Origin of the sequence: Propionibacterium acidifaciens, assembly GCF_003798325.1 — a bacterium.
Classification (GTDB): Bacteria; Actinomycetota; Actinomycetes; order Propionibacteriales; family Propionibacteriaceae; genus Propionibacterium; species Propionibacterium acidifaciens.
On sequence record NZ_CP033719.1, the window covers coordinates 95,543 to 109,044 of the forward strand.

The window sequence follows — 13,502 nt, forward strand, 5'->3', positions numbered from 1 at the left end:
TCGAGAGCCTAGCCTTCCATCATGACCGACAAGAACAGCGAACCCGACATCCCGCTGCCCTTCGCCGACCGGCCCATCGCCACCGCACCCGGCCACTGGGTGCTGGCGCGCGCCGGCAAGCGGGTGCTGCGCCCCGGAGGCGCCGCCCTGTCCCGGACGATGCTCGACCACGTCGGGATCGCCGGCGCCGATGTCGTCGAGCTGGCCCCCGGCATGGGGCGCACCGCCGTCGAGGTGATGCGTCGCGGGCCCGGCTCGTACACGGCGATCGACCGGGATCCGCAGGCCGCCCGCCGTGTCGCCGCCATCGTCGGCGACCGGGGCGTCTGCCGCCGGGGCGAGGCCGCCGACACCGGCCTCGACGACGGATGCGCCGACGCGGTGATCGGTGAGGCCATGCTCACCATGCAGGGCGACAGGGGGAAGCAGGCCATCGTCGCCGAGGTCTCGCGGGTCCTGCGCCCCGGCGGGCGCTACGCGATCCACGAGCTCGGCGTCGTCCCCGACGACATCGACGAGGCCCGGTGCACGCGACTGCGCCGGGACCTGGCCCGCGCCATCCACGTGAACGCCCGCCCCATGACCGCAGCCGCCTGGCGGGGGCTCCTGGAGGACGCCGGCTTGGTCGTCGACTGGGTCGGCACCGCACCGATGGCCCTACTCGAGCCGCGCCGCAATCTCGAGGACGAGGGCTGGTCGGGCGTCTGGCGGATCGTGCGCAACCTCGCCGGCGACAAGGAGCTGCGTCGGCGCGTCCGCTCCATGGCGACGACGTTCAGGGCCCACGAGGACGTCATGTGCGGTATCGCCCTCGTGGCCCGCAGGCCGCAGTCCGGTTGACGCGGGCCCGCCCGGCTCGCGAGCCGCGCGGCCGGCCGCTGCCGACCGGATCGCAGCCCGCGGCCCGGACCCGAACGAGTGCCGACGCCGGGCAGAGCACATCGTCCACGGGACACGCCCGAGGCGGGGCAGGCGGGAGTCGGCGGCCGGTGAGGGGGCTCGGGGATGAGAGGATCACAGGCCCGCGGGACCGGGCCCCGGGCCGCCGCCCGCCTCAGGACGTCGCGGCCCGCGGGATCCCCGGCCCCCTGCGGCGCAGGGGAACGCCGGCCGCGTCGAGGCGCGAGGGCCGCCGCGCCCCGGGTCCCGCTTGGCCGTCGCCGAGGCAGATCGTGCCCGCCTCGGCCCCGGCCCCCTCGACGTGGAAACCGAGATCGGCGATCATCGCCAGGTCGTCGCGGCCGGGCCCGCCCTCGCTCGTGAGGTAGTCGCCGAGGAAGATCGAGTTCGCCACCTCGAGGACGAGCGGCTGCAGGGTGCGGATGTGGTACTCGCGGCCCGCCGCGGAGCGCACCTCGACGTCGGGGTGGACGAGGCGCACCATCGACAGGATGCGCAGGCAGCGCTGCGGGGTCAGCTCGCGGTGACCCGCCAACGACGTGCCCTCGAAGGGCAGGAGGAAGTTGACCGGCACCGAGCCGACGCCGAGCTCGCGCAGGGCGAAGGTCACATCGACGAGCTCCTCGTCGCTCTCCCCCATGCCGGCGATGAGCCCGGAGCAGGGGCTGATCCCCGCCCGGCGGACCGCGCGCACGGTGGCGGCGCGGTCGTCGTAGCCGTGGCTGGTGCAGATCTCGCCGTAGTGCGAGCGGGCCGTGTTGAGATTGTGGTTGTAGCGGTCGACGCCGGCCTCGCGCAGGATCGCGGCCCGGTCCTCATCGAGCAGACCGAGGCAGGCGCACAGGTGCACCTCGGGATGCTCGCGGTGGATGCGGGCGACGAGCCCGGCGACCCTGGCCGTCTCCCGGGGCGACGGGCCCCGCCCCGAGGCCACCAGACAGATCGTCGAGGCGCCCCGCGCGATGCCCTCCTCCACCGACTCGTGCACCTGCTCGTCGTCGAGCCAGGTGTACCGGGGGATCTCCGCCGACGAGCCGAGGGCCTGAGAGCAGTAGGAGCAGTCCTCGGGGCACATGCCGGACCTGAGGCTCACGAGGTGATTGAGTCGTACGCCGGTGCCGAAGAAGTGGCGCCTCACCCGCCCGGCGGCGGCGACGATCGGCAGTGTCCGGGCGTCGTCGGCGGCCAGCAGCTCCAGGGCGCCCTCCCGTGGGATCGACCGTCCCCGCACCGCGTCCCGGACCATCGCATCGAGATCCATCCCACACCTCCGTCCGCCCCGACGGGAGAGTCCCGTCCGGCATGGACAGCACCCTACCCGCCCACCTGAACGATGTTCAAGTAGGCGGGTGGGAGCGCCTTCGAAGGGCCCGGGGCGGCCCCGACCGGGATCAGTCGTCCCCGGCCAGGCCCAGACGGGCCTCCATCTCCTCGAGGGGCACGCCCTTGGTCTCGGGCATGACCTTGAGCACCCACAGCAGCTGACCGCACATGAACACGAAGAAGATCGTGAACGCGATACCGCCGCCGAGCGAGGCGACGACGGGCGGGAAGGCGTAGGTGGTGAGGGCGGCGAAGGACCAGTGCGTCATCGAGCCGAGCGACTGGCCGCGGCCGCGCACACGGTTGGGGAAGATCTCGGAGATGAACACCCAGATCACCGAGCCCTGGCCGAAGGCGTGGGCGGCGATGAACACGAGCAGGCCGATGAGCACGAGCACCGACGAGGTCATGTTGAAGTGCCCCGAGAAGCCGAACATGACGCCGGCCAGGAAGCCCAGCGCGGCGAGGTAGCCGATGGAGCCGACGATCATGAGGGCGCGCCGGCCGATCCTGTCGATGACGGTGAGGGCAGCCATCGTCGCGATGAGGTTCATGAGGCCGACGGCCACGCTCATGAGGTACGACGAGTCGGCCGAGGCGCCGGCCTCCTGGATGACGACCGGGGCGTAGTAGAGGATCGCGTTGACGCCGGACATCTGGTTGAACATGGCGATGCAGAACGCCAGGAGGATCACCTTGCGGTAGCGTCTGGAGAAGAACCTCACCTTCACCGACCGCAGCTCCGCCTGCTCGGCGAGCTGGGCGCGGATCTCGGCGATCTGGTCGTCGGACTCGGCCCGGGTGCTGCACAGGCGGCGGCTGATGGCGACGGCCTCGTCCTCGCGCCCCATGGACATGAGCCAGCGGGGCGTCTCGGGCACGGCCAGGAGGAGGGTGAGGAAGACGATGGCGGGCACGGCCATGACGCCGAGCATCCAGCGCCAGGCGACGTCCTCGGGGGCGATGAGACGGATGACGTAGTTGCTCAGGTAGGCCAGCAGGATGCCGAGCACGACGTTGCCCTGGACGAGGCCGACGAGGCGCCCGCGGTGGGCGGCCGGAGCGATCTCCGCGGTGTAGATGGGCGCGCACACGCTCGACATGCCGACGCCGACGCCGCCGAAGAAGCGGAACACGAGGAAGAGCCCGTGGGCCCCTCCCGGCGTGAACGCGCTGCCGAGCGAGCCGATGACGTAGAGCAAGCCGATGCCGTAGAGCATCGGCTTGCGTCCGTACCGGTCGGCGAGGTTGCCGGAGAACAGGGCGCCGACGATGGTGCCGATCGTGGCCATGGCCACGGTGAAGCCGAGGCCGGAGGCGCTGAGGTGGAAGACCTTCTCGAGCGATGTCGTGGTTCCCGAGATCACGGCGGTGTCGAAGCCGAAGACGAGACCGCCGAGGGCGGCCACGACGGCGCTTCGCAGCACCAAGCCGTTGGCCTTGGTGGGCTGAGCCGGCTGGATGCCGGCGGTGGTGTGGGACATTCGTCTGCCTCCAGAGGTGGTGGAACCCATCGCGGATGGTTCCGGATGGTCCTCCGAACCTACGCCCGCAGGGGACGATGAGGAGCCCGTCCCACTCATTCCGGGGGCTCGGCCCAAGGGGTCAGGGCTGCACGAGGCGCTCGTACCCCGGGTGGTGGGCGATCCAGTCGGCGACGAAGGAGCAGCTGGGGACCACGGTGCGCCCCGCCGCCGCGGCGTCGTCGAGGGCCCGTCGGACGAGCCTGCCGGCCAGCCCGCGCCCGCCGAAGGCGGGGCTGACGACGGTGTGCGGCATCGTCACGACGTCGCCGGCGACGGAGTACTCCAGGAAGCCGGCTCCGACCCCGTCGACGAGCACCTCGTAGCGGTGCTCGGCGGCGTCGTCGACGATCTCGATCCGTTCCTCGCCCATGGAATGCCCTCCTCCTCTTCTCCCCCGGCTCAGGCGTCCAGCCGGTCGCCGGCAAGCCGGGCGCCCTCGACGAGCGAGGCCAGCTTGGCCCATGCGATGAGCGGGTGGACGCGGCCGCCGAGGCCGCAGTCGGTCGACGCGATGACGCGGTCGGGGCCGACGACCTGGACGAAGTTCGCGATGCGCTCGGCGACCAGTTCGGGGTGCTCGACGACGTTCGTCGAGTGCGAGACGACGCCGGGAATGATGACCTTGTCCTCGGGCAGCCCGACGCGCTGCCACAGCCGCCACTCGTGCTCGTGGCGGGCGTTGGCGGCCTCGAAGCTGTAGCCGTGGGCGCGGACCGACAGGACGAGGTCGACGATGTCGGCGAACGGGATGTCGGTCGTGTGCGGGCCGTGCCAGGAGCCCCAGCAGACGTGGAGGCGCACCTGCTCCTCGGGGATGCCCTCGAGGGCGCGGTTGACCGCGTCGATGCGCAGGGCGATGAAGTCGCGGTAGTCCGAGACGGTGGGCTCGGGGTTGATCTGGTCCCAGCTCTCGGCGATGTCGGGGGCGTCGATCTGGACGGTCAGCCCGGCGTCGGTGATCGCCCGGTACTCCTCGTGCATCGCGTCGGCGCAGGCGGCGAGCAGATCGACGTCGTCGTCGTAGTACTCGTTGCGCATGCGGGCCGCCGAGCCGGGCGACAGCGCGGCGATGAAGCCGTCGGACGGCGCCAGGCCGGCGTCGGCCAGGGCCTCGAGCAGCAGCCGGATGTCGGCCCCGACGGCGCCGGCGCCGATGTAGGTGAGCGGACCGGTGATCCTGGGATTGCCCACCGCGGCCCGGCCGGTGAGGATGCCCGAGTCGGGGTCCTCGTAGGCGGCGCGGAAGGCCGCGCGGTCGCGGCGGTCGGGGAAGGAGGTCAGCCGCAGCCTCCCGGGTGTCGAGCGCACGATGTCGGGATTCGCCCAGCGGTCCTCGTCGGTCATCGTGAGCCCGCCGAGACGGGAGAAGGAGTAGTTCCACCAGGCGCCGTAGTCGACGGGGCCCGAGGTGATGTGACCGTACTCGCCCTCGTTGACGATGTCGAGGCCGGTCTCGCGCTGGCGGGCGACGACGCGCCGGACGCCGTCGGCCAGGACCGCGGCGAACTCCTCGTCGCCGATGGCGCCGCGGGCGCGCCGGTCGTTCGCCGCGAGCAGCTCGTCGGTGCGGGGCAGGGAGCCCACGTGGGTGGTCGGGATGCGATGGGCCATACCGTTCCTCCGGACGATCGTGCTTACCCGCCCCAGGGTATCCGGCTCCGGGCGGGGGACGGGCGCGGCGCGGTTCGCCGTCGCCGAACGGGTCCCGGGCCGGCCCCGTCGACCAACGGCTCAGCGGACCAGCCGTCCGTCGGCGAGGCGGATGAGGCGGTCGAGCACCGCGCCGCCCGAGGCGTTCGAGCCGTTGTGCTCGTACTCGCTCGTGATCCACACGTGCATGTCGGGCAGCAGCGCGGCGGTCTCGAGGCTGTGGTGCAGCGGCACGTAGGCGTCGTGGGCGTAGACGGCGGCGGCGCACGGCACGTCCGCCTCGCCGAGGGCCCGCGGGTCGTAGAGCCTCGGCCAGGCGTGCTCGGCGATGAGGCGGGCGCTGTCCTTCCAGGGGCGCAGCGAGGAATCCTCGTCGAACCACTCGGGGAGGACGTGCTCGCCGGTCAGCAGGGTGGGGTCGGCCCGGAAGGCCCCGGGCAGCGTCCGGGCGGCGGCCCAGTTCGTCACGACCCCGTCGGCGTAGCTCGACTCGTGGAGGACCGTGTAGAGCACGTCGCGTCCGCCGAAGGGCAGCAGCCCGGCCAGGTCGTGACGGAAGCCGCGCGAACCCGGGTCGCGCTCGAGCAGGTAGTGCAGCCTCTCGGCCCCGCCGGAGGCGCCGAGCAGGTGGCCGAGCGAGCGCAGGCGCGAGGGGCCCACGAGGTCGCCGCCCGGCGTGCGGATGGCCTCCTGGCCGGCCAGCCCGACGAGGCGCGCGACGCGGTCGCGGTCGGACGGGAAGCGCCGGTAGTACTCCTCCGACTTGCCGGCCATCGTCTCGTAGCAGGCGGCGTAGATCTCCTCGGCGCTGCGGCCGACGGCGGGCAGGCCGCCGGTGAAGTAGACCGCCCGGAGCGCATCGGGACGGCTCGACAGGTAGTGAAGGGCGGTGAAGCCGCCGAAGGACTGGCCGAGGACGGACCAGCGCTCGATGCCCAGGTGGGCGCGCAGGTCCTCGGCGTCGGCGACGATCTCGTCGGCGCGCAGATGGGTGAGGTACTCGGCCTGGTCGGCGGCCGAGCCGAGCGGCTCGCTCACGGGACTCGACAGGCCGGTGCCGCGCTGGTCGAGCAGCACGACCTGGTGGTCGGCGAGGGCCCGGCCGAGCCAGCCGGGCCAGACCGGGTCGAGGCTCGGGCGCGGCGACTCGCAGCCCGGGCCGCCCTGGAGGAACAGCAGGTGGGGCCGCTCGGTGCCCTCCGGGGTCGCGACGACGCGGGCGAAGATCTCGATGCCGCGCTCGTCGTCGGGGTCCGAGTGGTCGAGGGGGACGTTGATCCGGACCTCACGGGTCAGGAGACCGGGAATGCTGCGCTGCCACGTCATGGACCCATGCTAGAGGGCATCTGCTGAACTGGCTGCGGGTGTTGGCCTGGGCCTGAACATGAACCCATGCTGGAGGGCACCCGCGCGGGGCGGGGGCCGCGGCACCCTGGGATCAGTCGGAGTCCCGGCCGGCGGCGAGCCCCGCGACGAGGGGCCCGATGAGGTCCATGGGCAGGGGGAAGACGACCGTCGAGTTCTGGTCGGCGCCGAGCTCGAGCAGCGTCTGCAGATAGCGCAGCTGGAGGGACGCGGGGCTGGCGGAGAGCACATCCGCAGCCCGCCTGAGCTCGTCGGAGGCCTGCAGCTCGCCGCGGGCGTTGATGACCTTGGCGCGGCGCTCGCGCTCGGCCTCGGCCTCCCGGGCCATGGCGCGCTGCATCGCCTCGGGGATCTCCACGTCCTTGATCTCCACCACCGAGACGTCGACGCCCCAAGGGGTGGTCCGCACCTCGATGATCTCGCGCAGGTCGTGGTTGAGGCTCTCGCGGTGGGCCAGCAGGGTGTCCAGGTCGGCGCGCCCGAGCACCGAGCGCAGCGTGGTCTGGGCGATCTGGCTGGTGGCCACCGCGTAGTTCTCGACGTTCATCACCGCGTCCATCGGATCCGTGACGTTGAACAGCACGACCGCGTTGACCCGGGCGGGCACGTTGTCGCGCGTGATGACCTCCTGCGGGGGGATGGTCAGCGTCACCGTGCGGGTGTCCACGCGGACGAGCCTGTCGAGCCCCGGGACGATGAAGGCCAGCCCCGCCCCGTGGAGGGGCCGCACCTTGCCGAGCCGGAAGATGACGGCCCGCTCGTACTCGGGAACGATCCTCAGACAGGTCACGAGCAGGCCCGCGACGAGGACCGCCAGGGCGATCACGGTGAAGAACCACTGGGTGGCGCCCATGACTCAGTCCCTTTCCTTGTCGGCTGCGGAGGCGTAGCGGGTGCGCCCGCTCGACCAGTGCGAGGCGTAGCGCTCGATGAGACGGGAGGCCTCGTCGGCCGCGCGTTCGGACTGCACCTGCCCGTGCGCGCCGCGGGCCACGACGGCACGCCCGTCCTTCGAGTCGGAGGCGGTCCCGGCCTCCTCGGGCGCCGAGGCCTCGAACGGCAGGTCCTCCGGCGCGTTCGTCGGCGTGTTGCGCAGCGAGCGGACCATCGGCCAGGCCGCCACGACGACGAACACCGCCGAGGCGGCCAGGGCCACGCGCTGGGCCGCGCCGGAGGCGACGAACAGCATCGCCAGGGGCAGGGCCGTGCCGGCGGCCATGATCGCCAGCGACATGCCCCTGTGGAAGACCCCGGCCTCGGAGTGGGGCCAGGGATCCACCGGTTGGGTGATCTCGCGGGGGCCGAGGTGCGGGGCGCACCCGTCCTTGACGGGGCAGCGCCCGCAGATCTCGTCCTGGCCCCGGTAGCGGATGACCCGCTTGACGGGGTCGAAGCTGGCCGGCCACAGCCACTGGTCCTCGTGGCACTTCCACGCCCCGTGGTCCTCGTGGAAGACGAAGTTGCCCGTCCGCCAGTCGCGCGAGCGCCGGGCGCTGCGCCGGCCCAGGACGTCCAGGACCCACGCGAAGCCGACGAGCACGACCGCGTAGAGGCAGGACAGGTAGACCTGGATGGTCGTGTCCTCGGCACCCATCGCCGTCAGTCCTCCCCTGCGAGCTCGGCGTAGCCGTGGTCCTCCCCGCCCACCTCGACGAAGAGGCGCTCGACGGGCAGCTCGTCGACGGTGCGCCCGTCGTGGCGGTGGATCCAGCCCTGGACGGCCATGACGAGGAAGGGCACGACCCCGCCGACGATGAAGACGACGTCGCCGGGCATGCGCAGCCACTCGAGCACGACGTTGCGGTGCTCGGTGATGTAGTTGAGCGACCTCGCCTCGAAGTAGCCCGAGCCGACCGAGCGGTACAGCTGCAGGGCGCCGAGGGGCAGCAGGGTGACGAAGACCATCCAGGCCAGACCGATGTTGGAGCACCAGAAGGAGACCTTGGCGAGCCTCTCGTTCCACCTGTCCTGGGGGATGAGGTAGCGCAGGGCGAACATGGCCAGGGCCATCGCCATCATGCCGTAGACGCCCATCATCGAGCCGTGCGCGTGGTTGGCGGTCAGCGCCGTGCCGATCTCGTAGTAGGAGACGATCGGCAGGTTGATGATGAAGCCGAAGAGGCCTGCCCCGACGAAGTTCCAGAAGCCGACGGCGACCAGGAACATGACGCACCAGCGGTGCGGGAACGGGGTGCTCGACCTCGCCTCGCGCCGGGCGCCCAGCTGGGTGAAGGCCCACGCCTCGACGGTCAGGAAGGTGAGCGGGATCACCTCGGCGGCCGAGAAGACGGCGCCGACGGCCATGTTCGAGCTCGGGGTGCCCGAGAAGTAGACGTGGTGCATCGTGCCGAGCACGCCGCCGACCGAGTAGAGGATGACGTCCATGTAGATGATCCCCAGGGCGACCCTCTCACGCACCACGCCGAGCATGACGAAGATGTACGCGACCATGACGGTGGTGAACAGCTCGAGGAAGTCCTCGACCCACAGGTGGACGACCCAGAAGCGCCAGTACTCGGCGACGGAGATCTGCGTCGTCGTGCCGGCGAGCATGCCCACCGCGTAGAAGGCCGGGATCGACAGGGCCGAGAAGAAGAAGACCCAGGGCAGATTGCCGTGCGACTCGGTCCTGAGCCGACCCCGGATGGCACGCACGATGATGAAGACCCACAGGAACATGCCCCCGGTCAGCGCCGCCTGGAAGATCCTCGGCAGGTCCAGGTACTCCCACTGCTGGCCGAGCAGCGGCCCCTTGGCCCAGGAGACGCCGTAGATCGAGAGCATCTCGCCGCCCAGGGAGCCGAACACGACGACGCACACGGCGACGAAGAGCACGCCCACCCATCTGCTCTGGTGCCTGGGCTCGCGGCCCGAGATGAAGGGCGCGAGGAAGATGCCGCCGGCCAGGAAGGACGCCGCCGTCCACAGCAGCGAGAGCTGGACGTGCCAGGTGCGGGCCAGGTTGTAGGGGAACCAGCCGGCCAGGTCGAAGCCGAAGAAGCTGGTGAGATCGGCGCGGTAGTGCTCGGCCGCCGCGCCGACGATCGTCTGGAGCAAGAAGAGTGCCGAGATGGCCGCCCAGAACCAGGCGGTGACGCGTTGGGACCTCGTGAGACCGACCCTGGCCGGTGGGACGAACAGGATGGCGGGCGCGTCGGAGGCGTGCCAGCCGATCCTGGCGCTCCAGCGCCCGTAGATGGCGAACATCACGCCGATGCCGCCGATGAGCACGAGCAGGGACAGCGCGGACCACAGCACCATGTCGGCGGTGGGGCTGTTCCCGACATTCTTCTCGGCGGGCCAGTTGTTCGAGTAGGAGTAGTCGTGGCCCGGCCGCTGGGCCGCCGAGCCCCACGCCGTCCAGGCGAAGAAGCTCACCAGCTGGTGGACCTGCTGCGGATCGGTGATGTCGTTGGCGAGCAGGCCGAGGTTGTGGGAGTCCTGCCCGAAGTAGTCGGCGTAGTGGTCGGTCAGCGTCCGGTAGGCGTCGGCCTGGTAGTCCGAGAGCCGGAGCGTCCCGCTCGCCTCGTCGAGGCGGTTGGTGCGCCAGTCCTCGATGTTGGCCGCCGTCGGGTCGGCGTCCCCCGCGTCCCGGTGGCGCTGCAGCGTGTCGTCGCTGGCGCGGCGCAGGTAGTCGGCGGTGAAGTCGGGGCCGAGGTAGCCGCCGTGACCCATGACCGAGCCGTACTGCATGAGGCCGCGGTTCTGGAACAGCTGCTGGCCGGCCGAGATGTCGTCGTGGGTGAACAGCACCTGGCCGGAGGAGTCGGTGACCCGGTCGGGGACGGGGATCGAGTCCGTGTACGTGCGCCAGGCGAGGACGCCCAGGACGGTGAAGCCGAGGAGCATCACGAGGGCGACGCCCTGGACCCAGCCTCCGCTCACCACCATGGGGCGTCGCGGCGCGGTCCCCTGTCCGACAGCTCTGCGCGAAGAAGACATGGCAGCCATGATAATTACCATGGCCGCTTCCATGTTTATTTCTCACCTGATTTCTCCCTGACCTCTTGTTTTTATTCCGAGGGCGAACACCGGTCGTCCGGGGACGACCCGGCCCCTCCCGGGAGGGGCCCCGGCGGGCGCCCCATAGACTTGCCCCCGTGCCGCACATCGATCTCGACTACCGCATCGCCCGGCAGACCCTGGCCAACGGGCTGCGCGTCGTCGTCAACCACGATCCCGGCGCCCCGGCCGAGGCGCTGAACATCTGGTACGCCGTCGGCTCGGGTGACGAGCCCCCGGGGGCGACCGGCTTCGCGCACCTCTTCGAGCACCTCATGTTCGCCGGCTCGGAGCACGTCGCCGCGAGCGAGCACCTGGCCCTCATGGAGTCGGTCGGCGGCAGCGCCAACGCGACGACGAGCTTCGACCGCACCAACTACTTCGAGACCGTCCCGGTGGGCGCGCTCGAGCTGGCGCTGTGGCTCGAGGCCGACCGGATGAGCACGCTCGCGGTCACCGGGACCGGCTTCCGGACCCAGGTCGAGGTGGTCGAGGAGGAGAAGCGCCAGCGTTACGACAACGTGCCCTACGGCGACCAGCTCGAGCTGCTGCTCGGACTCAACTTCCCGTCCGGGCACCCGTACGGGCACCCGACGATCGGCTCGACGGCCGATCTGGACGCCGCCGCCCTGTCGGACGTGCAGGACTTCCACCGGCGCTGGTACCAGCCGTCCAACGCCGTCCTGACGCTCTGCGGCCCGGTCGTGCCGGACCGCGCGTTCGCCCTCGTCGAGAGGTACTTCGGCGGTCTGGACTCCGAGCCCGCGCAACCGGCCCGGCCCACTGCCGCCCTGCCCCGGCACGAGGGCGTCCCCACCGTCCGGGTGCGGCGCGCCGTGCCGAGCACGATGGTGCACCTGTGCTGGCGCAGTCCCGACGCCAACTCCCCCGAGCGCTTCGCCGTCGAGCAGGCCCTGGCCGTGCTGGCCTCGGGCCAGTCCAGCCGGCTGCCGAACCTGCTCGTGCGCGAGCGCGAGAGCGCCGACGCCGTCAGCTCCGGCGACTTCGGCCTGGCCCGCGGCGTCTCGATGGCCTCGCTCAGCGCCCGGGTGCGACGCGGCCACGACCCGCAGGAGCTCGTCGCGACGATCCTCGAGCAGCTCGTCCGCCTCGGCGAGCAGGGTCCCGACGAGGCCGAGCTGACCCGCGTCAACGCCGTCTTCGACCGCGAGTGGCTCGCCCGCCTGGCCGGGGTCGAGGCCCGCGCCGACGAGATCAGCGGCTTCGCCAGCCTGTCCGACGACCCGGACCTGGTCAACACGCTGCTCGCCCGCATGCACGGGGTGACCGGCGAGCAGATCGCCGAGGCCGCCCGCAGCTGGCTGGCCCCCGAGCACCGAGCCGTGCTCGTCTACGAAGCGGAGGACACCCGATGAGTCCCCAGGCCCCGCGCCCGCAGGTCGACCCGACGAGCGACTGGCGCTTCCCGCTGCCGCGGGTCACCCGCCTCGACAACGGCATGAGCATCTGGGCGTACGACCTGCCCGGCCAGTACGTCATCACCGCCGAGATCGCCCTCGACGTGGCCCTCACCGACGAGCCGGTCGGCGGGGAGGGCGTCGCGCGGCTGGCCGTGCACTGCTGCGACGAGGGCTCGCTGGCCCACCCGGGCGAGGCGCTCGCCCGGCGCATCGAGGACATCGGCGCGCTCTTCGACGGCTCGGCCGGATGGTGGGGCACCCGGTGCGGCGTCGAGGTCGCCGCGCCCTACGCGCACGCCGGCCTCGAACTGCTCGACGAGATCGTCCGCACGCCCGCCTACGCCGACGCGGACGTCGCCCGCCACAAGGCCCTGCGCCTCACCGAGATCGCCCAGCAGCGGGCGAACTCGGCGGCGATGGCCGCGATCGGCCTGGCCCAGCGCACCTGGGTCGTCGGCAGCCGCCAGCGACTGGCCGCCGCCGGCACCTCCGAGTCGGTGCCGACGATCACCGCGGAGGACGTGCGGGCCTTCCACGACCGCTGGTGGCGTCCCGACGGCGCCGTCCTGATCCTCGCGGGCGCCCTGCCCGAGGGCCTCGTCGAGCACGCCGCCGAGGTCTTCGGCGCCTGGCCGGCGACGGGGGTGCGCAGCGGCGCGAGGGCCCCCTCGCCCGAGACGGAGCCCTGCCCCACCTACGTCATCGACCGTCCCGACGCCGTCGCCGCCGATCTGCGCGTCGGGCTCGTCGTGCCGGGCCGGGCCTGGCCGGACTGGGCGCCGATGCAGGTCGCGACGGGCGCCGTCGGCGGGCTGTTCGGCAGCCGGCTCAACATGGAGCTGCGCGAGCGCCGGGGTTACACCTACGGGGTGCAGGCCGGCCTGGCCGCCGGCCGGTTCAACGGAAGCTTCACCATCCAGGCGAGCTTCCGCACCGAGGTGGCGGCGCGGGCCTTCCGCGGCGTCTTCGAGCTGCTCGACCTGTCGCGTGCCCCGCTCGGGCGCTCCGAGGTCGACGACGCGATCCGCTACCTCGTGGGCGTCGCCCCGCTGCGCTACGACACCGCCGACGCGATCGCCGGCCAAGCCGGCGTGCTGGCCTCGCACCGCGTCGACCCGGACTGGGTCAACGTCCTGCACGACGGACTCGCGACGACCGACGCGGCCCATGCCACGGCGGCCTTCGAGGGCACCGTCGGCAGGGCCACCCACGAGGGGAGGATGCGCGCCGTGCTGTGCGGCGACGCCTCGAGGATCGTGCCCGAGCTGCGCGGCGACGGCTTCCAGGTCGAGGTCATCGACCCCGTCCTGTGACG

Annotated in this window: 11 protein-coding genes; 3 read left to right on the forward strand and 8 right to left on the reverse strand. The window is 72.0% G+C overall.

Annotated features, from left to right (window positions below; all coding sequences use genetic code 11):
• The first annotated feature begins 21 nt into the window (after positions 1-21).
• A complete protein-coding gene (locus EGX94_RS00425) occupies positions 22-840 on the forward strand; it encodes a class I SAM-dependent methyltransferase (protein WP_021798354.1) in 819 nt (272 codons plus the stop codon).
• A gap of 214 nt (positions 841-1,054) precedes the next feature.
• On the opposite strand, the gene bioB is transcribed toward EGX94_RS00425, so the two are convergent.
• From bioB to EGX94_RS00465, 8 genes are all read right to left on the reverse strand, one after another.
• On the reverse strand, positions 1,055-2,161 hold the full coding sequence (gene bioB / locus EGX94_RS00430) for a biotin synthase BioB (RefSeq protein WP_043149908.1): 1,107 nt from the start codon (positions 2,159-2,161) through the stop codon (positions 1,055-1,057).
• Positions 2,162-2,291: 130 nt separating this feature from the next.
• Entirely contained in the window at positions 2,292-3,707 is a 1,416-nt protein-coding gene (locus tag EGX94_RS00435) for a sugar porter family MFS transporter (protein ID WP_021797582.1), read from the reverse strand.
• 121 nt (positions 3,708-3,828) lie between these two features.
• A complete protein-coding gene (locus EGX94_RS00440; RefSeq protein WP_021797583.1) occupies positions 3,829-4,119 on the reverse strand; it encodes a GNAT family N-acetyltransferase in 291 nt (96 codons plus the stop codon).
• Positions 4,120-4,148: 29 nt separating this feature from the next.
• Positions 4,149-5,360: a cobalamin-independent methionine synthase II family protein gene (locus EGX94_RS00445; RefSeq protein WP_021797585.1), complete on the reverse strand. Its 1,212-nt coding sequence runs from the start codon at positions 5,358-5,360 to the stop codon at positions 4,149-4,151.
• A gap of 120 nt (positions 5,361-5,480) precedes the next feature.
• Positions 5,481-6,725, reverse strand: coding sequence for an alpha/beta fold hydrolase (locus EGX94_RS00450; RefSeq protein ID WP_021797579.1), 1,245 nt, complete (start codon positions 6,723-6,725; stop codon positions 5,481-5,483).
• Between the two features lie 112 nt (positions 6,726-6,837).
• Positions 6,838-7,617, reverse strand: a complete 780-nt coding sequence (locus EGX94_RS00455; protein ID WP_021797575.1) for a slipin family protein — start codon at positions 7,615-7,617, stop codon at positions 6,838-6,840.
• Positions 7,618-7,620: 3 nt separating this feature from the next.
• The gene (locus EGX94_RS00460) at positions 7,621-8,358 is read right to left on the reverse strand and encodes a hypothetical protein (RefSeq protein WP_021797586.1); all 738 of its coding nucleotides are present in this window, start codon (positions 8,356-8,358) and stop codon (positions 7,621-7,623) included.
• Positions 8,359-8,363: 5 nt separating this feature from the next.
• The gene (locus tag EGX94_RS00465; RefSeq protein ID WP_226906034.1) at positions 8,364-10,706 is read right to left on the reverse strand and encodes a nitric-oxide reductase large subunit; all 2,343 of its coding nucleotides are present in this window, start codon (positions 10,704-10,706) and stop codon (positions 8,364-8,366) included.
• Between the two features lie 158 nt (positions 10,707-10,864).
• On the opposite strand from EGX94_RS00465, the gene EGX94_RS00470 reads away from it, so the two are divergent.
• Positions 10,865-12,142 (forward strand): M16 family metallopeptidase, encoded by a 1,278-nt coding sequence (locus EGX94_RS00470; RefSeq protein WP_021797584.1) that lies wholly within the window; start codon positions 10,865-10,867, stop codon positions 12,140-12,142.
• Positions 12,139-13,500: a M16 family metallopeptidase gene (locus EGX94_RS00475; protein WP_021797581.1), complete on the forward strand. Its 1,362-nt coding sequence runs from the start codon at positions 12,139-12,141 to the stop codon at positions 13,498-13,500. The genes EGX94_RS00470 and EGX94_RS00475 overlap by 4 nt, the downstream gene beginning before the upstream one ends.
• Positions 13,501-13,502: the final 2 nt, after the last annotated feature.

What these genes read in the sequence shown, in the direction of transcription:
- EGX94_RS00460 (WP_021797586.1), bottom strand. Translation starts at nt 8,358, where the DNA reads ATGGGTGCCGAGGACACGACCATCCAGGTCTACCTGTCCTGCCTCTAC.
- EGX94_RS00475 (WP_021797581.1), top strand. Translation starts at nt 12,139, where the DNA reads ATGAGTCCCCAGGCCCCGCGCCCGCAGGTCGACCCGACGAGCGACTGG.
- bioB (WP_043149908.1), bottom strand. Translation starts at nt 2,161, where the DNA reads ATGGATCTCGATGCGATGGTCCGGGACGCGGTGCGGGGACGGTCGATC.
- EGX94_RS00435 (WP_021797582.1), bottom strand. Translation starts at nt 3,707, where the DNA reads ATGTCCCACACCACCGCCGGCATCCAGCCGGCTCAGCCCACCAAGGCC.
- EGX94_RS00450 (WP_021797579.1), bottom strand. Translation starts at nt 6,725, where the DNA reads ATGACGTGGCAGCGCAGCATTCCCGGTCTCCTGACCCGTGAGGTCCGG.
- EGX94_RS00440 (WP_021797583.1), bottom strand. Translation starts at nt 4,119, where the DNA reads ATGGGCGAGGAACGGATCGAGATCGTCGACGACGCCGCCGAGCACCGC.
- EGX94_RS00445 (WP_021797585.1), bottom strand. Translation starts at nt 5,360, where the DNA reads ATGGCCCATCGCATCCCGACCACCCACGTGGGCTCCCTGCCCCGCACC.
- EGX94_RS00465 (WP_226906034.1), bottom strand. Translation starts at nt 10,706, where the DNA reads ATGTCTTCTTCGCGCAGAGCTGTCGGACAGGGGACCGCGCCGCGACGC.
- EGX94_RS00455 (WP_021797575.1), bottom strand. Translation starts at nt 7,617, where the DNA reads ATGGGCGCCACCCAGTGGTTCTTCACCGTGATCGCCCTGGCGGTCCTC.
- EGX94_RS00425 (WP_021798354.1), top strand. Translation starts at nt 22, where the DNA reads ATGACCGACAAGAACAGCGAACCCGACATCCCGCTGCCCTTCGCCGAC.